This window comes from Acidobacteriota bacterium (assembly GCA_028874215.1).
GTDB lineage: Bacteria > Acidobacteriota > UBA6911 > RPQK01 > JAJDTT01 > JAJDTT01.
This window is the reverse complement of the sequence record JAPPLF010000070.1, coordinates 1-22931: the sequence shown is the minus strand read 5'-3', so window position 1 is coordinate 22931 and position 22931 is coordinate 1. Positions and strand designations below refer to the sequence as shown.

17 protein-coding genes are annotated in these 22931 nt (G+C 62.5%); 7 read left to right on the top strand and 10 right to left on the bottom strand.

Features of this window, described 5'->3' with window-relative positions; all coding sequences use genetic code 11:
- The first annotated feature begins 125 nt into the window (after positions 1 to 125).
- From OXT71_14295 to OXT71_14285, 3 genes are all read left to right on the top strand, one after another.
- Positions 126 to 2249, top strand: a complete 2124-nt coding sequence (locus OXT71_14295) for an alpha-glucuronidase family glycosyl hydrolase (protein MDE2927563.1) — start codon at positions 126 to 128, stop codon at positions 2247 to 2249.
- Between the two features lie 76 nt (positions 2250 to 2325).
- A complete protein-coding gene (locus tag OXT71_14290; GenBank protein MDE2927562.1) occupies positions 2326 to 4578 on the top strand; it encodes an alpha-glucuronidase family glycosyl hydrolase in 2253 nt (750 codons plus the stop codon).
- A gap of 72 nt (positions 4579 to 4650) precedes the next feature.
- On the top strand, positions 4651 to 5829 hold the full coding sequence (locus OXT71_14285; GenBank protein ID MDE2927561.1) for a mandelate racemase/muconate lactonizing enzyme family protein: 1179 nt from the start codon (positions 4651 to 4653) through the stop codon (positions 5827 to 5829).
- A gap of 93 nt (positions 5830 to 5922) precedes the next feature.
- On the opposite strand, the gene OXT71_14280 is transcribed toward OXT71_14285, so the two are convergent.
- From OXT71_14280 to OXT71_14260, 5 genes are all read right to left on the bottom strand, one after another.
- Positions 5923 to 6240: a HigA family addiction module antitoxin gene (locus tag OXT71_14280; protein ID MDE2927560.1), complete on the bottom strand. Its 318-nt coding sequence runs from the start codon at positions 6238 to 6240 to the stop codon at positions 5923 to 5925.
- A 16-nt stretch (positions 6241 to 6256) separates the two neighbouring features.
- On the bottom strand, positions 6257 to 6541 hold the full coding sequence (locus OXT71_14275; protein ID MDE2927559.1) for a type II toxin-antitoxin system RelE/ParE family toxin: 285 nt from the start codon (positions 6539 to 6541) through the stop codon (positions 6257 to 6259).
- Positions 6542 to 7125: 584 nt separating this feature from the next.
- A complete protein-coding gene (locus tag OXT71_14270) occupies positions 7126 to 8109 on the bottom strand; it encodes an aldo/keto reductase (protein ID MDE2927558.1) in 984 nt (327 codons plus the stop codon).
- Positions 8110 to 8266: 157 nt separating this feature from the next.
- Positions 8267 to 8914 (bottom strand): hypothetical protein, encoded by a 648-nt coding sequence (locus tag OXT71_14265; GenBank protein ID MDE2927557.1) that lies wholly within the window; start codon positions 8912 to 8914, stop codon positions 8267 to 8269.
- Positions 8915 to 8974: 60 nt separating this feature from the next.
- Positions 8975 to 9880 carry a hypothetical protein gene (locus tag OXT71_14260; protein MDE2927556.1) on the bottom strand — a complete coding sequence of 302 codons (906 nt, stop codon included), beginning with the start codon at positions 9878 to 9880 and terminating at the stop codon, positions 8975 to 8977.
- A gap of 99 nt (positions 9881 to 9979) precedes the next feature.
- Between OXT71_14260 and OXT71_14255 the strand changes: the two genes are divergently transcribed.
- Positions 9980 to 10741: an NUDIX domain-containing protein gene (locus OXT71_14255; protein MDE2927555.1), complete on the top strand. Its 762-nt coding sequence runs from the start codon at positions 9980 to 9982 to the stop codon at positions 10739 to 10741.
- A 50-nt stretch (positions 10742 to 10791) separates the two neighbouring features.
- Here OXT71_14255 and OXT71_14250 read toward each other — a convergent pair whose 3' ends face one another.
- The 4 genes from OXT71_14250 to OXT71_14235 form a co-directional block, all read right to left on the bottom strand.
- Entirely contained in the window at positions 10792 to 12087 is a 1296-nt protein-coding gene (locus tag OXT71_14250) for a hypothetical protein (protein ID MDE2927554.1), read from the bottom strand.
- Positions 12084 to 12929, bottom strand: a complete 846-nt coding sequence (locus OXT71_14245) for an NAD(P)-dependent oxidoreductase (protein MDE2927553.1) — start codon at positions 12927 to 12929, stop codon at positions 12084 to 12086. Before OXT71_14245 ends, OXT71_14250 begins: the two co-directional genes overlap by 4 nt.
- 128 nt (positions 12930 to 13057) lie before the next feature.
- Positions 13058 to 13951: a creatininase family protein gene (locus OXT71_14240; protein ID MDE2927552.1), complete on the bottom strand. Its 894-nt coding sequence runs from the start codon at positions 13949 to 13951 to the stop codon at positions 13058 to 13060.
- A gap of 109 nt (positions 13952 to 14060) precedes the next feature.
- Positions 14061 to 16742: a hypothetical protein gene (locus OXT71_14235; protein ID MDE2927551.1), complete on the bottom strand. Its 2682-nt coding sequence runs from the start codon at positions 16740 to 16742 to the stop codon at positions 14061 to 14063.
- A gap of 277 nt (positions 16743 to 17019) precedes the next feature.
- Here OXT71_14235 and OXT71_14230 point away from each other — a divergent pair, with 277 nt between their 5' ends.
- Both OXT71_14230 and OXT71_14225 read left to right on the top strand, forming a co-directional pair.
- Entirely contained in the window at positions 17020 to 18987 is a 1968-nt protein-coding gene (locus tag OXT71_14230) for a cation:proton antiporter (GenBank protein MDE2927550.1), read from the top strand.
- Positions 18988 to 19022: 35 nt separating this feature from the next.
- Positions 19023 to 20147, top strand: a complete 1125-nt coding sequence (locus tag OXT71_14225; protein MDE2927549.1) for a mandelate racemase/muconate lactonizing enzyme family protein — start codon at positions 19023 to 19025, stop codon at positions 20145 to 20147.
- 34 nt (positions 20148 to 20181) lie between these two features.
- On the opposite strand, the gene OXT71_14220 is transcribed toward OXT71_14225, so the two are convergent.
- The gene (locus OXT71_14220) at positions 20182 to 21420 is read right to left on the bottom strand and encodes an MFS transporter (GenBank protein ID MDE2927548.1); all 1239 of its coding nucleotides are present in this window, start codon (positions 21418 to 21420) and stop codon (positions 20182 to 20184) included.
- A 371-nt stretch (positions 21421 to 21791) separates the two neighbouring features.
- Between OXT71_14220 and OXT71_14215 the strand changes: the two genes are divergently transcribed.
- A partial coding sequence (locus OXT71_14215; protein MDE2927547.1) for an integrase arm-type DNA-binding domain-containing protein occupies positions 21792 to 22931 on the top strand: 1140 nt, incomplete at its 3' end.

Sequence of the window (22931 nt, the reverse complement as noted above, 5' to 3'; positions counted from 1 at the left end):
TCGCTGGCCCAGGGCCGGTGGGGACGCAAATAAGATCTGCCCTGGCGTTCTGTCTTCTGCTGGCGCTCGGTGTGTCCTGGCTCGGAAGCGTTTCGGCCTGGGCATCGGTTCAATCCCCTGCGTCCGTGTCCGTCGTCATCGGCCGTTCCGCCCCCCAACTCGAACAGTTCGCGGCCCGTGAACTGTGCGGCTACCTGGAAAAGCTCTTCGATCTGAAAACCCAGCCGGTCACGCAGTGGACCGATGCCTCCCACATCACCTTTCTGGTGGGCAGTCCGGCGACCAATACAGCAATCAACAAGTCTGGATTTCCCGAATTGAGCGACCAGGGAATCGTGCTGCGAAGTGTGACCTCCGGGGACCGCCAGGCGCTGATCGTCGGAGGAGGAAGCCCCCGCGCCACCCTCTGGGCCGTGTACGAACTGGCCGAACGCTGGGGAGTCCGCTATCTGGTCCGGGGTGACGTCCTTCCGGAAAAGAAAGAATTGGACCTCCCTGAATTGGATGTGGTCATGGAGCCGATCCTGCGAGTGCGGGCCCACCCCACGATTCAGGATTTCGCCTCCAGCGGCGAGTCCTGGGCGGCCGCGGACTTTTTCCGCCTGATCGATCAACTGGCCAAACTGAAGTTCTCCCGCATCAACGTCTACCCCTACGGTTGGCAACCCTACCTGCACTACGAGCTGAAGGGGATCAAGCGAAAATCGGCGTGGCTCTGGTACGACTACCGCTACCCCATCACTCCTGACATGCCGGGCAGGGAACTGTTCGGAGACGCCACCGAATTCTGGAATCCCGACCTCCCCCTCAACGCGGACTATGACCGCTTCATCGAGGCCGGCCTGAAGTTGGGACGATCGCTGGTGCTACACGCCAAGAGCCGCGGGATGGAGGTGGCGGTCTCGGCTCCCACCACCGACTTCACCCCCGAGTTCGCGCCGCTGCTCAAAGGCGCCGAAAGGAGCGGCATCCGGAGCGGCCTGACCATCGTCCCCGGGGCCGAAACGCCGCTGGATGATCCGCAACTGGCGGAGCTGGCCCTGACCACGCTCAAGGCCACCATCGATACCTACCCGGAGGCCGACTACGTCACGGTCTGGATGCCGGAGGTGCGGCAGTGGACCGGCGAGTACGAACGCGCCTGGAAGGCGCTGGACGCCAGGCACGGGATCAGCCGGGTCCGTTCGTTGGAGCAGATCTTCGCGGCGGCGGCGCGGCGCCGGGGCTCCGAGGTCCCCCGGGAGCGGGTGATGAACGAGATCAAGGGGGACATTGCCAGCCTCTACTTCTACGAACGCCTTTTGAAGGATTCCCGGGTGCTGGAAACCACGCGGCGGCCGGACATGAAGTTCATGTACTGGGGTGTGTCCGAGGAGTTGTTTCCCTTAGTGGACCGCATTCTTCCCGCCGGGTGGGAAATCGGAGTCATGCCCTCCAATCAGCCGGTCCGCCTCCTGCGGCGGATCGAGGTCCTGAATGAACTTCCGGCGCAGAACCCGGGGGTTCTGGACCTGACCATCGATGACGACAACCTCGGCATGGTGCCCCAACTGACGCCCAAGTGGCTTTCCCGGATCGTCCAGGTCCTGAAGCGCAACCGTTGGGCCGGTTTCACGGTCCGCGAGCGGTTTCCCTTCGATCACGATTGGCCGCTCGCCTACCTGTCCCGCGCGGCGTGGCATGAGGACGTCACCCCGGAGGAGGTGGCCCGCGACCAGCTTGCCGCCGTCTGCGGACCAGGATGCGCGGAAGAGATGCTGGACGCGTTGCAGGAGATCGAGTGGGTGACCACCCTTCTGGCCGACGCCAACCGCAACTTCTCCAAGGAACGGCCCGGAACGCTGATGAAGTATTGGCGGCCGGGGCCGTTGCCCACATACCTTGAGGCGGTCCGGAGCGGCTATGAACGGGCTCTGAGCGCCGTGCGTCGAGCCCAATCGAAATCGCCGCCGCCGGGAAGGTCCTACCTGGGTTTCTGGCAGGGCCGTCTCGAATTCGCGGTCGGGTTTACGGACACGGTCCGAAACGTCCATCAGGCGGGTGCGGCGGAAATGGTCAACGACTATTCGAGATCCCTGAAGCACGCCCGGGAGGGCCTGGAAAGCCTGCGCCGGGGATTGGAAGCCTACGCGTCTGTCGCCAGCAGCCAGACCGACCGGGGCGCCATCGCCATGCTGGGCGAATTCGCCTACCGGCCGTTGAAGGCCAAGATCGCCGAACTGACCCGTCTGGTCCAGGACGGGCAATAGTGGCGGCAGGAGCTGCGGTGGGAACGGCGGTTTCCAACCGCCGAACTCCGGTGACGGTTTGACGAGGGTATAAGCCATGAGATTCAAGAATTGGGCTTTCGTCGTACTGTCGGCATGCTGGGGTTGTTCGACGGCTCCACCCCAAGTGGACGTGGTCGTCGGCGGCGCGGCGCCGGAGCTGGAACGGTTCGCGGCTCAGGAACTCTGCGACTACCTGGCAAAGCTCTACGGAATCCGGACCCATCCGGTTCGGCAGGGCACCGCCAACGCGGAAGCGGTCTTTCTCATTGGCAGTCCCGGCACCAACGCGGCGGTCCTGAATTCGCTGGGGGAAGATGGTTTCGGGGAGATCACGGACCAGGGTCTGGTGCTGAAAACGACCCGCTGGGAAGGAACGCCGGCGCTGGTCGTGGGAGGCGGCAGCCCGCGAGCCACCTTGTGGGCCGTCTACGAGCTGGTGGAGCGCTGGGGGGTGCGCTATCTCACCGACCGGGACGTGCTGCCGGAGCGGAAGGAAGAGTTCCAGCTACCGGATCTGAACCTGCTGATGGAGCCGGTCTTCCGTATTCGCGCCCACCCCACGATTCAGGATTTCGCCTGCAGCGGGGAAGCCTGGGGGATCGCCGATTTCCGGGTGCTCCTCGATCAGTTGGCCAAGATGAAGTTCAGCCGGGTCAACATCTACCCCTTCGGGTATCAGCCCTATCTGCACTGGGAGTCCAAGGGGATCGAGCGCCGGTCCGCCTGGCTCTGGTACGACTACAGCTACCCCATCACGCCGGATATGGTGGGCCGGGAACTATTCGGGGACTCCAAGAAGTTCTGGAACCCGGACCTGCCCGAGGAGGGGACCTACGAAGAACTGGTCGCCGCCGGCGAGCGGCAGATCCACAACCTCATCGAGCACGCCCACCGGCGGGGACTGGAAACCAACAGCTACGCGGACATTACGCAGTTTCCCCCGGAATTCGCCCCCCTGCTGAAGGATGCCCAGAAGGTCCGGCAACTGGGTCAACTGATGGTCGTGCCGGGAGCCTCCACTCCGGTGGACGACCCCAGCTACCGCGATCTGTGCACCGCCGTGCTGAAGACGATCATCGAGACCTATCCGGAGACGGACCTGATCACCATCAGCATTCCCGAATGGCGGCAGTGGACGGAGGTCTACGAGGACGCCTGGAAGGTGCTGGACGCCAAATACGGACTGAGCGACGTCTTCTCCCTCGCTGACGCCCTGGAGGCGGGGCGCAACCGCAAGTGGTTTCGGGGGCCGGAGGGTTGGAAAAAGTCCTTGGACGAGGTCAAGGGCGACTTGGCCAGTCTCGTCTTCTACGACCACCTGCTGGAGAGCCTGGGCCCGCTCCAAGCCTCTTCGGGCGCCCACAAGCGAATCATGTTCTGGGGAATGGCGGAGGAGTTGTGGCCCCTGCTGGGGAAGATTCTTGATCCCGGAACCGAAGTCGGCCTGATGCCGGACAACTTCCAGACTCATGTCCTGAAACGCCGGGAAATCTTCGGCACCTTTCCAACGGCCGATGTCGCGGGCGTCCTGCATCTCACTTTGGACGACGACAACGTGGGAGTGATGCCCCAGATCACGATTTCGGCCGTCCACGAGCTGGTCAAGGAACTCCGGAAGGGCTGGGCCGGATTCTCCGCCCGCGAGCGATTCCCCGCCGACCATGACTGGGTCCTGGCGTACCTGTCGCGGGCCGGTTGGGACGCCGAGGCCACGCCCGACGCCGTCGCCGCCGACTTCCTCCAGGGAGTCTGCGGCCGGGCCTGCGGCGAGGCCCTGCTGGAAGCGTTCCGCGAGGTCGAAGCGGCGACCACAGCCTTCGAGCAGAGCGACTACGGATTCGGGTTCCCGGTTCCCCAACTGATGATGAAGCATTGGAGAAGCCCTGGCCCGATACCGGAGTATCTGGCCCAGGTGCGGGATCACTACCGGAGAGCCTTGGAGGCCTCGCGGCGAGCCCATGATCAGTCCAAGGGCGCCGGACGCTCCCTGCCGGCTTTCTGGATCGGAAGATTGGAGTTCGCAGTCGATTATGTCAATGCCGTGGAAGCGGTTCGCCTGGCCGCGGCGGCCGAGTCGTCGGGCCAGACCGAAGAGGCACTGAACCATGTGCGGCAAGCTCTTCGATCCTTGAAAGCGGCGCTGGAGTCCTACGCCCGGGTCGCCCGTAACCGCACGGATCTGGGTGTCATCGCCATCGTCAACGAATATGGCTACCGGTCGTTGCTGGAGAAGAGCACCGACCTGGGAGCGGCGACATTCTTGTCGCCGACACTCCAAACTCCCGTGCTACACAGCAGAAGCGAATGATTGCACTCTCTCCCCCCAAGTCCCTGCGAGGACCGGCATGAGGTCCCACCATTCTGCCAAGGAAAACTCCAAATGAAGATCACGGACATCATTGCGCACGTGATGGAAATCCCCGATCCGGACGGACACACTCCACGCCGGAACTGGATCTTCGTCGAGATTCGCACTGACGAGGGCCTCACCGGCATCGGCGAGGCAACCACCGAGTACACCGAGCTTGCGGTCAAGGCCCAGATCGAGACGGAGCTCAAACCTCGCCTCCTGGGAATGAACCCCCTGGAAATCGGACGCATCTGGACCCTGGGTTTCCGCCATTTCTGGTGGCGGATGGGCGTCGTTCACACCAGCGCCATGAGCGGGATCGATCAGGCCCTGTGGGATCTCAAGGGCAAAGCAGCCGGCCTGCCCGTATTCGAACTCCTGGGAGGCCGAGTGCGGGACCGGGTCCGTCTCTACGCCCGGGTGCGCGACGTCTTTGCCGAGGGCGAAGCCTCATTGGAGGAAGACATCCTCCAAGCCGTCGAAGAAGAAGGCTTCGACGCCTTCAAATCCGGTTTTGGCGCATTGACCCAGCCGTTCGATGAAATCGAGCAGGTCAACAGAGCCGTCGACGACTATCGTCGCATGAGGGATGCCGTGGGACCGGACGTGGCGCTCATGTGTGACGCCGCCGGCGTCTATTCACCGACCGCGGCGGCCCGCCTGATCGAGGGTCTGAGGGAAGTCGACATCTACTTCGTCGAGGAACCGACCAACCAGGACACCGTCAATCCCACTCTCCAGTTGAAACGCGCCTATCCCGACGTGAAGATCGCCGTCGGCGAACGGCTCTTCACGCGATGGGCGTTCCGGGAGTGGTTCGAGAGCCAGGCCATCGACGTCTGCCAGGCGGACATCTGCCACACGGGCGGGATCAGCGAGCTCATGAAAATCGCCCACTACGCGGAGGTCTACGGGATCCTGATCGCTCCCCACAATCCCTATGGACCGGTGGCCCTCGCCGCCGCCGCCCACGCCGCCGCCGCCATGCCCAACTTCACCCTGCTGGAGCACTGCCGGCTGCGTCCGTGGTTCGAGGATGTCCAGAAGGTCGCGGTCCCCATCGTCCGAGGCTACGTCGACCTGGACGAACTCGGAAAACGTCCTGGTCTGGGAGTGGAACTGGACATGGAGATGATCAAGAACCGTCCCCATCGGCCATTGGGTGTTAACCCCTTCGTCCTCAAGGACGGGTCTTCGCCCTTGGTTTAGATATTCCAGCCAACCAAACATAGGCCGGGACGACGAATCCGGGAAAGAATCCAGCTCCATGCGATCTGGCTTCCGGCCGAACACGGGTCCGATTCAAAGAGTTGCGCGGGTTTCGGCATAACGGCGGATCCGTGAGCGGATCTCCTCGCCGTTCTCGACCATTTCCTTCGACAATTCATATGCCGCCTGTGCATTCATCCAGAACTCGGGGGTCTGTCCGAAGTACGCTCCCAGCGCGATGGCCGTCTCCGCGGTCACGCCGCGCCGCTCGTGAACGATCTCATGAAGACGCGTTGCGGGAAGGCCGATGTCCTGGGCGACGCCGTTGACGCTCAGCCCCATCTCCCTGATCTGCTCAACCAGCAGGGCACCGGGATGCGTGGCGATACGGTTCGTTGGTACATGAACCATTCTCTTGCTCCCTTCCTCAATCGTAGTGGTGGGTCAATTGCACCTCATATGCGTCTCCATCCTTCCAGACAAAACAGATCCGCCATCCGCGCGAGACGCGAATACTGAATTGTCCATCACGATCGCCCCGTAGCCGCTCAAGCCGGTTTCCCGGAGGCACCCGGAGGTCACTGACGCGTGCTGCATAGTTGATCCGATCCAATTTGCTCGCCGCCCGTTTTACAAGTACGGCTGGGAGAGATCGCTCTCTCACGCCGTTGAAGACGTTTGCGGTGCGTTTGTTGGCGAAGGAGCGAATCATGCCAACTCTATTACGATAAACGTAATACGCGGTGAATACAAGATGATGTCTCCAGGTCGCCATCCTGGCGGTTGGTGCTTTGCGCTCGTCAATTCTGCCAACTTACCATCGAAGGTATAGGGTGAGATTCTTGTTGATGCGGATTTTTGCCCCGGATTTTGTGCATTCACCCCCGAACAATCCACTTAATACCCACGAATGCAACGAGTTATCCTATGGTTGTCACTGGGATTTCAGTCTGATGATATCGCTAACGTAAAAGTGACCCACTGAGGATGGCGGTGATCAAGTAATAGTGACCCACCCCAATCAGACCTTGGTTCTAGGCTTTTGGTGAACAACAAACAGCCAGAACGGAGGTCGGAAGTTGATTGGGATGGATCAGTACGAGCTTATCAGAACGGCCCACCGAGTCTACGGCAAGAGTATCCGCCAGATTCAACGGGAAACGGGACATCACCGGGTGACGATTCGCAGGCCTGTTGAACAACGTGTTGAGGTCATTATTCGATGATTCGATATGTCGTCTACGATTTCAGGGCCCGCCGAGATGGGACAGGTCTGAAGACCATCTTTCTGATGGCTTAGCCGAGCCAGCAATTCGCATCCGGTGCCGACACGACGTCCAGCTTCTGCCGCACCGAGTCGTCCAGCGTCCAGCCGACCGAACCCAGGCTGTCGTCCAGATGGTCGATCGTGTCTCCGCCGGTGATGGTCACGGTCACTTCGGAGTGTGACAGCACCCAGGCGATGGCCAGTTGCGCCGGCGTCCTGCCCAGTTCTTTCGCGAGTTCGATGACGGTCGAAACGACCTCGCCGGAAGGTCCCTGCATGACCGCGGAAAACCTTTCCCGGTACCCCGCCGTCGCCCAGAGGGACTCGGAAGGAGGAGGACGGTCCGGCGAATAAATTCCGCTGAGGAGGCCGATGGCCAGCGGACTGTAGACCATGACGCCCAACCCCTGGTCCCTGACCAGTCCGAACATCTCCCGCTCCAGATCCCGGTTCAGCAGGTGGTACGGATTCTGGACGCAAATGAAGGGCGCCGCGCTGATTCGCTCGGCAATCCACAAGGCCTTGCAGACCTGCCAGGCGGTGAAGTTGCAGCAGCCTGCGTAGCGCACCTTGCCGGAACGCACCAAGTCGTCGAAGGCCCGAACCGTTTCCTCGAGAGGAGTGGATTCATCGAAGACGTGTGCCAGATAAACGTCGATATAGTCCGTGTTCAGACGGGTCAGGGAACGCTCGACCTCACGGATGATGTGGACCCGGGACAGTCCCCGGTCGTTCGGTCCATCGCCGGTGGAAGAGGCCACCTTCGAGGTGATGACGACGGCGTCCCGTTTTCCCTTGAGCGCTTTGCCCAGGATGACCTCTGAACGGCCCGCGCTCTCGCGCCGGTCCAAGGGGCCGTAGACATTTGCGCAATCGATCAGATTGATGCCCTGGTCGATGGCGTGTTCGATGTTCCGTTGCGCCTCTGCCTCGTCCGCCTGGCCCCGGAATCCCAGGCCCAAGGCCAATCGGCTGACCTTGATGCCGGCCTTGCCGAAGTTCACGTATTCCATAAGTTCGGCCCCCCGTGTTCTGGAAGGTCAATAGAACGATGCCCCGGAACTCAAGTCGTGATTCTACGATACTCCTGAGGACCGCTCGAAGCGGATCCGATTCGGACCTTCCCCTTTTTCCAGGGGGATTCGACCCCTGCAAGCCATCGACGTGGTTTTATCCCGGACTCCCTTGCTGAGCGGTCCTGGTCTCAGACGTCGAGAAGAAGGGAGAGTCCTCCCCTACCTTCTTCTCTTTCTTGGGCCTGTCCTGATCCGGCTGGCGAAAGTAGGTTCTCGTCTGAACCGAGGCCCTGGAGTAGTTCAAGGAGCGCTTGGCGTACGAGGCGGAGTTGACCCGCATTCCAAGCGATCTGCCGGCCACTCCAAGGGTGTCCGCCTGTTTTTGGTCAACACCGGCCGACATGAACAAGAATTCCCACCCGGCCTTCTTTTTCCGGGAGACCAGGGCAAGGCAGCTTTCGTGTGTGTACTCACGCGAAGCGTTCTCGTAGCCGTCCGTGTCAATCATGACCATGACCCTGTCGCCGTTGGAAGCGACAGACTCGGCGTGGGCGATCGACTTGCCGATGGCGTCGTACAAGGGCGTCATCGCTCCAGGGCGGTAGTCCTTCTCTTTCATTGGCTTCCACTTCTCGACCGATCCGTGGAAAAACTCGGTCCAGCGTTCGCTGTCGAACTTGAACACTGTGAGTAGAGTCTTCTTGGGCAGTTGGTTCACGTACTCGTTCAGAGACGTCACGACCCTCTGTTCCTGACCGCTCATGGACCCGGTCTCGTCAAGCGTTACGATTGCGTGGTTCATATTTCCTCCTTCAGTTTCTTCCTCGTTTTGGGAAAGTGGGGGACAGGAATGTCCCCACTCCTACCGGCCGTTCCTCATCCAGAAGCTGCCGTGGACCAACCTTCCGTCGAGCGTCAACGCTTGGCCGATTCTTTTCTCGTCGCGGACGCGCAGCTCCGTTCCCAGCCCGACGCCGGGGGCATCCTGCGATTCCATGGCGCTGAAACGCCGGACCACCCACAGCGCTCGTTCGACCGACGGGGATCGGGGTTCGGGGGGAAGTTCCAGCAGGTGCGAACGGATAAGGGCTCCCCAGTGCTCCGCCAGTAGAGGCCGAGAACCGAAGAGTTCGACGGCCGTCACCCAATGGCCATGGGAGACGGCGATCCCGCATTGACCAGGAAGCGGCCCAAGATCCGCCAACTCTTGGGCGGCCTCAGCGCGGCTCGGGTCGCGGCGATAGACCCGCCGGTTGCTTTCGGAGGCGGCCGCCGTGGCAGAGGGCGCTCGGTGAAATCGCATCTCGCGATGGACCTCGTTCCAGACCGCGCCTTGATCTCCGCGGCGAGATCGGCCCTGCTCCATGGACGAGTGAACGCCCTCCTGACTCCTTCTGCGGACTCGCGGCGAAGCGTGGTGGACATCGCGTTGGTAGGACCGGCGGCGTCCCCACCGCCCCTCCTCCAGGCATGACACCGGGACCGGCAGCTCGGTCCTGGGGGGCACCAGCGCGGTGATGTTGACGGCACGGTTCTGTTTGCCTCCCAGGAAGTGCCCTCCCTCCACGATCAGGACCGGCGTGTCGGTCGGGTTGACTGCCAACAACGATCCCACCGCCGCGTCGTCCAGCTCCCGGACGACCAGTTCCGAGGAGGGTCCCGTTCTGATCTCCGGCAATTCATTCTCCAGCAGATAGATGGGGAAGAACGAAACGCCGAGCCGGGTGATGGGTGCGCCGATCGCGGCGGTGGAAAGGTTTGGAATCATAATGGTGCTCTCCTCGAGATCCGGTCCAAATTGTAATTGTGACAAATACAATATCAGATATTGTAGATTTGTCAAGAACTGGATACAATCTTTTTCGAAATGCGGCCGGGCAACTCCCCTCCGTACGATCCCGACGGCTTCCCCCGCGTGGCCGTCAGCGTGGATGTGGTGGTGTTCACGATCCGGGACGGCGAACTCCACGTATTGCTGGTCCAACGGGGCCAGGAACCGTTCCTGGGGGCCTGGGCGCTTCCGGGGGGCTTCGTGCTGCCGGATGAGGATCTGATGACCGCCGCCTTCCGGGAACTAAGAGAGGAGACGAACGTTTCCGTCGGTGGGTCCTACCTGGAGCAACTCGGGAGTTATGGAGCGCCTGGCCGCGATCCGCGCATGCGGGTGATCACGGTGGCGTATTGGGCCGCGTGCGCCGAACTCCGGCAGCCGCGGGGAGGGGGTGACGCCGCCTACTCGGACTTGGTGCCTCTGGCGAAGATCGAGCGCGGGGGCATCCGCCTGGCCTTCGACCACGACCGGATCCTCGCGGACGCCGTGGAGCGGTTGCGCTCCAAACTGGAGTACACGGCGCTCGCCACGAAGTTCTGCCGGCCCCGGTTCACCATCAGCGAACTCCGCAGGGTCTACGAGACGATCTGGGGCACCCGCCTCGATCCGGGGAATTTCCAACGCAAGATTCGCGAGAACCCCGCGTTCAAGAATCTGAAGATAGCGCGGTCCCCCGGAGGATTTCGGGGAGGAAGGCCGGCATCGCTTTGGTCCAGATCCCGTGCGGTCCCGTTGGCCAGTCCCATGTCTCCCCCGATCGCCAGACGACCGGTTCCGCGCGACGAAGATCCGGAGTAAGGCCTGCCCGCCGGCGGTCGCCGCCGGGACCCTCGTTGCGGGCGGTTGAGTCAGCCGCCTGTCGAAGAAAGCGGAACCACTTCATAGGGCGCCAGGACCAGTTCCTGTTCGCCGTGGCGCTGTCTGACCGTCACCTGGCGCGTTGCCGCCCGGTTGTTGATGACCCAGGCGCCGTGACCGTCCACCGCCAGCACGTCCACACCGGCATGCGGATCGGCTCCGGCTTCGAGCAGCCGGCGTCCGGCCAGTGAAGACAATTCCTCATGGAGCGCCGTCCAGGGGCCGTCCGCCAGGGCGATGGCCGCTTCCACGATGCCGGCGTGGGCGGCGAACTTCACGAACCGGCCCAGCCACGCGGTCGCGAACGCGGTCCCGTTGCGCGGGTCGCGCCGGGAGCGCGGATAGGGCGGGTCGAACAGCACGGGGCCCGCATGCAAGGCGGCATTTGGGGCGAATGACCGGATCGTCGCCGCCTGGTCGAGGATGGCGGGGATGTTCTCCATGAGCGTGTCGTCGTCGTCGAGATGGACCGCCGGATTGAACGGGATTTCGATCCTGCTGGCGTCGGCATAGTCGGCGCGGTTGCGGTTGTAGTGCGTGTACTCGTGTTCGGCGCTGGTCCTGGACGTTCGGGTCAGGCGGGGCAGCCGCACCCCGGCGGGACCACCGATGACGATGGGTGGCGTCGGCGGAGCTTCTTTCAAGACCTGCGTTGCCGACGTGTCGACCGCTATATCGAGTCGCTGGCGGCGAAGGGCGGCGCCTTCGACGAAGGCCTTGTATGAGCTGTCCCCGTAGTTTCGTTGATCCTCCATGTCCATCTGGGCGCCCGGGACCGCAACGGTCAAGCCCACCTGCTCCCGAGTCGTGACCTGGAGGGAGGTGAAGCCCTTGGCGAACTGGTACGGCGAGATGAAGCGGGGAAACGATTGGTGGTCCCGCTTGCCGTCCGGGTGTACCGACTCGAAGTCACGACCGGCGAGGGCCTCGGCGCCGTAGAGCACGCAAATCCCGATACGTGGATACTCGAATTCGGCGCGCGGTTCCCACTCGACCTCCAAGGCGATGGACCCGTCGGCCCGCCCCTCGATCCGGCCGTTCCAGGCGACATCCGCGATCTCGTTGACGCAACGCGCCCGGAGCTCGACCGTGAATTCCCCGGCGCCGCTCACCAACTCGGCGACCTCGAAGTTGGGAGGCACCGTGTCCCAGCGCGCATCGCGGACGGCAAAATAGACCCGCCGCAGAACCTCCCGGCCGCTGACGCGCAGATACCGGAGTTCGCCGTCCGCAAACTTGGTCCGGACCGGCCCGGCGTTCAGGAACCTTCCGTCTTCACGCTTCATGCCGCGGCTTCGTCGCGAATGCGCCGCCAGTCGTAGGCGATGGTCCATCCCAGCGCTTCGTGTACGGCTGTGCTCATGTAGGGGCAGACGTTGCCCGCTACGACATCGTCGACCTCGCTGACCTCCGGGAGATACTCGGCGATGAGGTCTCGCACCGGCGTCTCCAGGTAGATGTCGGGCGCCGCCACGTTGAAGGGATGGAATCCCTGGAGGTCGGACTCCAGCCAGAGCCGGCATGCGGTGGCGACGTCGCGGCCGTCGACGTAGTTCCAGAGCACGTCGGTCCCCCGGGCCGGGGTCTCCAGATGTCCCTTGAAGCGCTCCTCGAAGGAGTCCTCATAGACGATCCGACCCAGCCGAAAGGCGGCGATGGACATGCCGTGCCAGCGCGCGAAGTCCGCAGCGACCTGCTCCAGGAGGATCTTCCCGCTGGCGTAGATGTTGTCGGCCCGCAACGGCGACGATTCGGTCACCGGCAGCTTCCGCACCGTCGTCATGCTCCCGTAGACTTCCATGCTGGAGGCGATCACGACGCGCTTGACGCCGGTGTTGGCGCAGGCCTGGAGGACGTTGAAACCGCCGTTGACCACGTTCTCGAACACCGTGGTGCGCGACCAGAAGGCGTCGCACGGCACGCTGCCCATGTGAATCAATCCGTCCGCCCCGGAGACAACTTCGTTCAGTCCCGAGTCCTTGACCAGGTCGAACTGCACATAGGGAAAATCGGCGGGTCCCGGCGGCAGAAGGTCCACGGGAACGACCTCGTCGCCGCCCGCCTGCAGGATCTTGACGATGCTTCTGCCCGTGCCCCCCTTGGCGCCGGTGACGACGATTCGTTTCATGTCGGGCGTCTCCGCAACGCGGACGATGAGCGATCAGAGGATCTCGCGAGAATTGCGTCCATCGTAAACGTCCCCCGGCGGGAAGACAAACGGTGCCGCCTCGCGAACCGGCTTGCGGTGACGGTGTTTCATCCGTGAACGTCACCGCTTCCGGTCGGCGGTTCGGGTTGGTTCCAAGGCATCGTGATCGTCGGTTTGGGATCGTGGTGCTCGCCTCGCGGCGGCTTCGGCGTCGACCCGAATTCTTCGATCCAGCGAACCAGTTGCCGGGCCGATTCCATCACCGCCCGCCGGCCCTTCTCCCTGGTCGCCAGTGTGGCATGTCCCAGCACGCCGGTGTCGGAATAGCTGGCCGTCCAGGAGGTCACGGGCGCCGGTCCGCCGGCGAGAAGATCGGTCCAGAAGAAGTCGGACTCCGCCTTGTTGTATTCGATGTCTCCATCGGCAATTTTGTCGTGCCGGACGTTCTCTTCGTCGAGATACATGTAGGCCGAGGTTTCCAACTCCCCCGCGTGAGAGCAGCCGCCGGGAAACTTGCTCTCCCTCCAGGACTTGTAGAACTCCTGGTCGATGGTGATCAGACTCCACCAGCAAACGGCGCTGCACTCCGCATCGGTCTCCAGGTTGATCCGCCGGGAGGCCAGATCCAGGTTGGGCCAGTTGGAGCCGTGTCCGTTGAGCAGGATGATCTTCTTGAATCCGTGATAGGCGAGGCTCTTTCCCACGTCCATGACCATGCGGATGAAGTGCTCGTAGTGGATGTTGATGGTCCCGGGGAAGTCCATCACGTGGGCCGTGTAGCCATGGACAATGGGCGGCATCACCAGCACCCTGTCGGGAATGAGGCGGGCCGCGTGGTGGGCCACGCCGAGGGGACAGACCACGTCCACATCCAGCGGCAGATGGGGGCCGTGCTGTTCGATCGATCCGATCGGCACGACGACGACCTTCCTGTCCTTTACGGCCTGATTGATCTCCGGCCACGTCAGCTTCTCGTATCGCCAAGGTTCTCTGGTGGACATGGGACGACCTCCTTGCTCGGTCAGATAATTCGGGTTCGAAAAAATAGTCGCGTCGAGTCGGAGTCGAGGACACCGGGCACGGCGACGCTCACCCTCTCCATCGGCCTCGTCAGGGGCAGCCGGACTCGTCAATGACACACGCGCCTGTAGCTCGCCCGGTCTCCTCTCCATGGAGCCAGATGAACAGTGGCGCATGCGGTGCCGGGGGCGGCCAGGGTACGGGAATCCGGAGGTTCTGCTCTTCAGAACCGGTTGGAGAGGGGGCGGGAGCGCCGGCGACCGGGCAACCTTCCGTCTCGTTCCAGCCGGTTCTCACAATCTGATACAGATGCTCGCCCGTGAGGATACCCTCGTACAGTTGGGTGTCTTCGTTCTCCATCTGACACTCTTGTAGATCATCCAGCCTCTTGCGAGTCATGACGAATCGCTCAATCCTGGGGAGCCGGATCACTTTGCCCAGGCTATAGCTGTTCGACAATCCTCGGGTCCGGTCCTTCAACCTCGCGGTGAGAAAGCAGCCGGGGACGTACAGGCCTCCCGGGTCAAGGGAGAGAAACAAGGTGTTGTTACCGGTGAGGTTCAATGAGGCCGTCCCTTGCCGCTGTCCGTCGCCAAGGGTCAACGCTGCTTGAAACGGCTTTCCGGCCGGGACACACCCCAACTCAAGGGAGGGTGGGGAACCGAGATTCTTTACTTGGATCTTGAAGCCGGCACGCATACCCGCCGGGATCTCATCCTCTCTCAGCCCCGGATCGGCGCCAACCGGGAGTATTCGTTGATGACCGTCGATGCTCGGACGCGGACCAACGACTTCGACGCATCCTCCCTCGACACTACGGTCGCCTGTGCGGCTCAATAGTTGCAGTTGGAATGGCTGACACTCGCCCTCTTCAAATCCTGAGCCCTCATTCAAAGAGACCATAACGGTCCTCCGGGACTGGTATCCGGCAGACGGCCAACTCTCCAGATCACATGTTTTTGGATCGTCGTGAAGTTGCCAAGTCAACTTCTCACTGCTGATTCCGCAGATCCACTCCAGGCCGGTGCCTTTCAGAGTGAGTGTGTCCGGTTCTCCGGGTCCGATGTTTATCCTTGATTGCTCGTTGCGGATCACTGGGTCAGGTGGATAGATCGTCAGATCGGCATCAGTGGCTGTCTTGCCGAACGACGAAATTCCAAGGTGGTAAAAGCCTGGGGAAAGCTCAGCCGTGTCCAGATCGAAGGCCAACTTTGGATGCTTTCCCGAGTCCGTATCTCTATTGGACAAGCGAAATTGGGGTGCTCCGTCTGCCTTCAAGCGCAACTCCCGGGCGGATGAGCCGGGGGGACGTTTCCAGGAAAACAGCGGGACGGTTGCCTTCTCCCAGCCCCTTTCAGGGGCCTTGAAAAGCTCCAGCTTGTCGACGAACTGGAAATCGTCGGCCTCCAACTCAACGGGGACGGGTCCCTTCCCCGCAACCAGCGGATTCTCCGGTGTCGGGTGGACTCTTGCTTCCCCTGGTTCCGGGGAATGGAGTCGAAACTCGTTCGTCTTCAATGGTTCGTTGTCCCAGTCCCAGGCAGCTTCAAGGACGTAACGTCCATCGTTCGGAAGCTCCGCAACGTTCGACATCTCTTCCCAGTTCAGCTTCAGGGTGTCCAGCGAGGCCTGTGAAACCGAAATCTGTTTGAAGGTCTGTTCCGTATCGGCGTTGACGAGCTCCCAGTCACGAGCCCTGTGCAGTTGAGGAATGCTTCGTTCGAGATGCAGCAAGGCGCCCTGGCCGATCGGCAGATGCTGATTGGATTTAATCTCCACCGTGTCGGGTTTCTCCACGCGGGTGATCATTGCCCCGAGATAGACAGTTTCGTGAGGTTTGCTGGGAGCGGACAGAGAGTGCAGTGTGATGTTGTCGGGGTCCTCTTTCCGGAGAAGGACAGGCTCGATGTCGTAGATTTTCTTGAACGGCACCGAAATGTTGGTGGCTAGAGTCGTCAGTCCCTTGATCAACCCGGCGAAGGGCACGCCAACGGACGCCGCGGACCCGGCGATGTTTCCGACGGAACGCGCCACTCTTCGCAGATTACTGCTTGACTGCGGGTCACGCGGGTCGCTGGACATCAAAGCCGGGGTCACGGCGCGCATCAACTGGTCCAACTGCAATATGGCCGGATCTCCCTTGTCGAGACGGCTTGCGTCAAACCGGTACCGGGAGGCGAATTCGTCCAACAGAGCGACCAGGGGTTCGTCGTCTTGAGACTCCTCCCAATAGTCCGCCGCTTTCTTGATGACATCCTGCTCCGCATTCAGATCGGCGTAGTTGGCAAGTTGAGTGATGAAATGCACATAGTCCGGGTCGTTGAGCGCACTCCTGATTTTGGATGCAAGATCGTCACTCCATTTCTTGTGGCTGAAAACCAGTCCCAAGATCCTTGCGTCGCCGTTGTCGGGAATTTGCCATTCAGGATGAATGGGCGATCCGTCATTGTCATAGACGCCGTTGTGGCCCAGTTCCACCATCGTGGGAGACACGACGTAGAACGCGAGCCAGGCGTCTTTTCGATCTTCCTTTTTCTGGTCAATATAACTTTCCAACCTGGCCAGAACGATTTTCCGGCCTCCCGCAAGTCGGTTCACCCGGGTCAGGGGAATCGTTTTCGCGCCGTCCGCGCCCTGCGGATTCTCTGCTTCCACCCTTAGCCGGATTCTGCCGAGCAGGTTGCTCGTTTGCATTTCCTGCGCGATTGCCTGCTGCCACACGAGCGAAGCCAGAGCCAGGCCGATCCCCAGTGTTTTCTGGCTTCCTGTCATTTCAACCTCCAGAGATATTCGCCGCTGACGTCTGGGCTTGGATTCCCCTTTGGGGGCGAGGGTCATGGGCTTCCTCGCGTGGTCCTTCGAATCCGCAGTTTACCCCATCGCACGAGTCCTGTTTGCTGCGAAGAAGTGTTATTTTCGTTGGCGGGACATAGCCAGCGGGAATCGGGTGATCCCATCCTCCCGCTGAGAGCGCTCGACGATATTCAGACGCGAAGCAGCGTGCCGCTACGGCTTTCGTCACGCTCGCGGGACTGAGAGAGAATAAACCGTGTCCGAAACAAGGTTGCTGATCGACCTGACGCTGCTCGTCGGCATTGCGATCCCCATCGTGGCGCTGGCGCACCGGTTGTCGGCTCCGTCCCTGGTGGGTTTCCTGGTGGCCGGAGTCCTGGTGGGTCCCAGCGGATTCGGACTGATCAGCGCCACCCACGAGGTGGAGCTTCTGGCCGAGATCGGCGTCGCCCTCCTGCTCTTCGAAGTGGGACTCGAGCTTTCCCTCTCCCATGTGCGCCAGTGGGCGCGGTCGGTGTTCATGGGCGGCGGATTGCAGGTGGGCGGCACGCTGCTTGTAGTGGCGGGCTCGGCCATCGCCTTCGGCATTCCACCCGGCCAGGCGATCTTCTACGGCGCCTTGGCCGCGTTGTCGTCCACCGCCATCGTCACCAAGATCTACTCGGACCGGGCCGAACTGGACACGGCGCACGGGCGTTCCGTGATCTCCATCCTGCTCTTCCAGGATCTGTGCGTATTGCCGCTCATTCTCGTTCTGCCGCTGCTCACAGGACTGCGAACCGCCGATACGGCCGCAATGGGCGTCGAGTTCCTGCGCGGGCTCGCGATCATCACCGCGCTGCTGGTCGGAGGCCGGTTCATCGTCCGCCGGACGCTGGACCGCATCGTCGTGTTTCGCGACCGCGACCTGTTTACCTTGTGCGTCGCTTTTTTCTGTATCGGCACCGCCGTGGTAACTGCCTGGGCCGGTTTTTCCATCGCCATCGGCGCCTTCATCGCCGGCCTGGTCATCTCGGAATCGGAATACGGGTTGCAGGCGCTGTCGGACGTCCTCCCCTTTCGGGCCGTGTTCAGCGGAATATTCTTCATCTCGGTCGGAATGCTGCTCGATATTTCCGCCGTGATGACGCAGCTTGGCGTGCTCCTTCCCCTGCTGGCGGTCCTGTTTGCGCTCAAGGCCGGGCTGGTGGTGGTATCGGTGCTGGCGGTGGGCGGGATGCTGTCGACGGCCCTGATCAGCGGCCTCACCCTGGCACAGTTTGGCGAATTCTCGATACTGCTCGCCGCGGAGGGTTTGCGCCTGGGACTCTTTCGCGAGGGCGACTACCAGTTGTTCCTCAGTGCGGCCGTCGTGTCAATGATGGCCACACCGTTCCTGATTCGGTATGCCCGGCGCATCGCCGAACGCATGACGCTGTCCGGCGCGGGGGTGCGGGGTCCCGCCGATGCCGCCTCGGCCGGCCCCATGTCCGACCACACGATCATCGTCGGCTACGGCGTCGCCGGACGATATTTGGCACGGGTGCTCAGTGCGGCGGGGATCACTTGCATCGTCGTCGAACACGACGCGGATCTCGTCCGGCGCGCCCGCAGGGACGGGATCCCGGCGGCTTTCGGGGATGGTTCCCAGCCGGCTGTCCTGAAGCATGTCGGGGCACTTCACGCCCGGGTCGTCGTCTTCGCCATCTCCTCTCCGGCCGAGGAGAGTCGCGGCGTCGCGGCCGCCCGCGACCTGAATGCGGAGGCCCGGATCGTGGTGCGCACGCGATACACTCGCTCCATCGACGAATTGATGACGCTCGGGGCCACGGACGTGGTGGTCGAGGAGTTCGAGGCCTCCATCGAACTGTTCGCCAAGGCCCTCGAAAGCTACCGGATTCCCATCAACCGGATCTGGCAGGAAACCGAGACGGTGCGCACGGAACATTACGGGCTGTTGCGCGGTACCGCGCAACCGGATCTGCGGCTCGATTCACTGAAGCACCTCGGCATTCACGATGCCCTGGAATTGATGGAGATCAGGGATGGAGCGAGGGTCATCGGAATGAACGCCACGTCGTTGCATTTGAGGCGGCGCACGGGCGTCGTGCAGATCGCCGTGGTTCGGGAGGGTCAGCCCATCTACCAACGTGTCTCGGAGTTCGGTTACCGGGCCGGCGATACGGTCGTGCTGGTGGGCGACCGGGAGAGCCTGGACCGGGCCATCGAGTTGTTCCAGGAATAACGGCAACGTTTCGCCATGATGCGGAGGATGATCCCATGCAAATCACTCACGTCATCTGTCAGGTTCTGCGGATCGAAGACGTCGAGGCCAAGACGGCCGGCACTCAGGACACGGTGATCATCCGCATCCGCACCGACGAGGGCCTGGAAGGGATCGGGGAGGCGGACGCCAGCCCCGAGGTGGTCAAGTCGATCATCGACGCTCCGTACAGCCACACCATCGCCTGCGGACTGCGGGAGATCCTGATCGGCGAAGACCCCCTGGACACGGACCGGATCTGGTCCAAGATGTACCGGCGCACCATGTACTACGGCCGGCGCGGGGTCGTCATCACCGCCATGGCGGGGGTCGATCTGGCTCTCTGGGACCTCAAGGGAAAACTCTTCAATCAGCCGGTCTGGCGTCTGCTGGGCGGGCGTCATCACGATGGTATCCCGGCGTATGCGTCAATCCTGTTCGGTCGGGATGGATCCGAAACCCGCGAGATCGCACAGCGCTGGCGCGAAGCCGGCTACAGGGCCATCAAGTTCGGCTGGGAGCCTATGGGAGAGAGCGAGGCTCAGGACATCGAGCTGGTCCGGGGCGGACGGGAGGGGATCGGTGACGAGAACACCCTCCTGATCGACGCCGGCTGCGTGTGGGATGCACGGACCGCGCTACGGCGGGCCGAGGCGTTCAATGATTACGGGATCGGCTGGCTGGAGGAGCCCCTGGAACAGGACGACATCGACGGATACGTCTGGCTTCGGGACCGGTCGCCGGTGCTGATCGCGGCGGGAGAAGGGGAGTGCGGCCGGGCCGCCTTTCGTCCCTGGATCGACCGGCATGCGCTGGACGTCTACCAGGTCGACTTGGCGCGCAACGGATTCACCGAAGCCGCCTATATTCGGCAGCGCGTGGAGGAGGTGGGCGCCCGCGTCTGCAACCACTGCTACAAGACACCCATCAGCGTGGCGGCCTGCCTGCACTGGATCAGCACCAGCAATAGCGCCTTTATATTCGAGGATTGCGTCGAGGACTCGCCGTTGCGGCACGAACTGACGCACGAGAAACTACAGGCGGTCGACGGCCGTATCGCCGTGCCGGACGGCCCCGGCCTGGGAGTCACGCTCAATGAGCGGTTTGTCGAACGGTTCCTGGTGTCGGAATCGGGGCGCTGAACTCGGGGACGCCGGCCGGATCCCGGCGGTCTCGTCAGGCGGCGGCTCGCGCCTTCTCGCGCAGGAACCAGATGATGGCCAGCACAGAAAGGCTCAGGCTGAAGACCGGACCCAGCCAGATGCTGAGCTCCACGCCGTAGCGATCACCCATGGTGCCGATCAGATAGGGACTCACGGCGGCCCCCACGGCGTTGAAACCATTGAACAGAGCGTAGGCCATCGCCAGGTGGGAGGAGAAACGCAGGCCGATATAGGAGCTGAGCGACGGACCGTTGCCGGAGACGAACATGCCGGACACGGTGAACATCGCTACTCCCCACAAGTAAGTGGGGGAGATGATGGTCGCGGCGAACGCCAGGGTCGCCCCGCCCGCGCATACGGTGAGCACCACCAGCTCCGGAATCCTCCAGCGGGCGGTGATCCAGCTCAGAATGAAACGTCCGCCGAACAATCCGGCGGAGTTCAGACTGATGAAATAGGCGGCCTGTGCCGCATCGATCTCAAATCGGCTCTGGTAGAGCTGACCGATGAACGAGATCATCCCGCCCTGCGACAAGCCGTGGAACAGCCCCAGAAAGCCCGCCGCATAGAAAGCGGGAGTCGTCAGCACGGCCGCCATCACCGAGAGTGCCGGAAGCCGGGAGTCTGACGGGCCGCCCCGGCGCACCGACTCGGAGCGTAGCCGCCAGGCCCACAGGACCAGCGCCAGGATGATGGCGGCGGCGATATAGTATCCGACCCTCCAACTCCCTCCGCTCCGATCGGCATATGCGAACCACCCTCCGAGGGCGGCCGCCCCCACCACGGCCCCGCTTCCGTCCGCCAAGCCGGCGAGGAAGAACACGCTCTGGCGCTTGTCTCCGAAATGAGCACTGATGATTGAACTGAAGACGACGTTCAGGGCCGACATAGCCAAGCCGAAACAGAAGGCTCCCACCAGAACCATTGGGAATCCGACGGCGCTTCCGATAACGCACATGGCGGCCACCACGGCCAACAGTGAGCCGACCAGAGCACGCCGAAGCCCCAGGCTGCCGATGATCCATCCACCGATAAGACTGAATACGATCCCGCTGATGAAGAAGAGGGATTGGCTCTGACCCATCTGCTCCAGATTGGCCGAGAAGAACTCCCTGAAAACGGGGAAGGTAATGGGAAGAAAGTTGTAGACGCCAGCATAGGCGAAGACCAAAACCAGCACGAACCACAACGTGGGATCGCCCCACATCCCGCCGAATCTGTTGGAAGAAGACGACTCTGCACTGGACGTCATGGCATCACCTCATGCGGGGCGGTTCCGGGACTCGGCCGGCCGGTCCACGGTCCTCGCTAACTCTGAAAAACGATTGAACTTCGGTGTGTTCGGTTTGGATTCATGATCGGGTGCCCGGAAGTCGATGTCAATTGGAGGGGGGACTTTCCTGTCCCCTCGTTCTGTTTTGTTGTTGTGCGATTCGGCGGCCGGGAACTGTAGAGAGGGGACTGCCGTCCCCTGAACACCCCTATAGAATCCAGGGGTATCCAATGAGATCCCGGAATAGCTATTAAGTGATTGTATTTGTTTAGTTTATACCCGTTCTCACCCCGTTTGGTCCTCCTCTGACGTCCCTTGATATCCAGCTCCATCCCGTTTATTATGGTGTAATGGGTGATGTAACTGATTCTCCTGCTTCGTCCCGGAAAACCAAGCCGAAGGGGCGCCACCCCCACAAGGCGCTCTCCGCCGCTTTCGTGCGCTCCGCCCCGCCGGGCAAACACTGCGACGGCAACGGCCTGTACCTCTACGTCAAGCCTAACGGAGCCCGAAGCTGGATCCAACGCCTCGTCATCCGCGGACGCCGCCGCGACTTCGGACTCGGTGGCGTTTCTCTGGTCTCGCTCGCCGAAGCCCGCGAGAAGGCGCGGGCCAACCGCAAGCTGGCCCGCGAGGGTGGGGATCCCCTGACGGAGAGACGACGCACGCGCAACATGCCCACCTTCGCCGAAGCCGCCGAGCGGGTGGTGGAGCAGAAGCGGTCCGGATGGCGCAATCAAAGGCACGCCCACGACTGGATGGCGAGCCTGCGGCGCTACGCCTTTCGGCGCATCGGCCGGATGCCGGTCTCGGAGGTGACGAGCGGCGACGTCCTGGAGATCCTCGCCCCCATCTGGCACGTGAAGTCGCACACGGCCCAGCTTGTGCGCCAGCGCATGCGCACGGTCCTGGAGTGGGCCGTGGCGATGGAATACCGGACCGACAACCCCTGCGACCGCGTCGTGTCGGTCCTCGGAGCACAGGACGACGTGGTGCGGCACATGCCGGCCTTGCCGCATCGCGAGGTGGGGGCGGCCCTCCGGAAGGTGTGGGCCTCGAACTCGGCGCCCGTGTCCATGCTGGCCTTCGAGTTTCTGGTGCTCACGGCGGCGAGGTGGGGCGAGGTGCGGTGGGCCGAGTGGCCGGAGATCGATCCGGCGGCAAGGATGTGGACGGTTCCCGGAACGCGCATGAAGACCAAACGGGAGCACCGGGTGCCGCTGTCCCACCGGGCCCAGGAGATTCTGGAGGAAGCGCGGACGCTGGAGGATGGAGCCGCCCGGTTGATCTTCACCCGGGAGGGCGGAAAGCCGCTCGGCTCCGGTCGGTTGCGCAAGCTGCTGCGCTGGAACCAGATCGCAGCCGTGCCGCACGGGTTCCGGTCGAGTTTCCGGGACTGGGCGGCGGAGGAGACGGATCATCCGCGCGAGGTGGTGGAGGCGGCGCTGGCGCATGTGGTGAAGAACAAGGTGGAGGCGGCGTACCGGCGC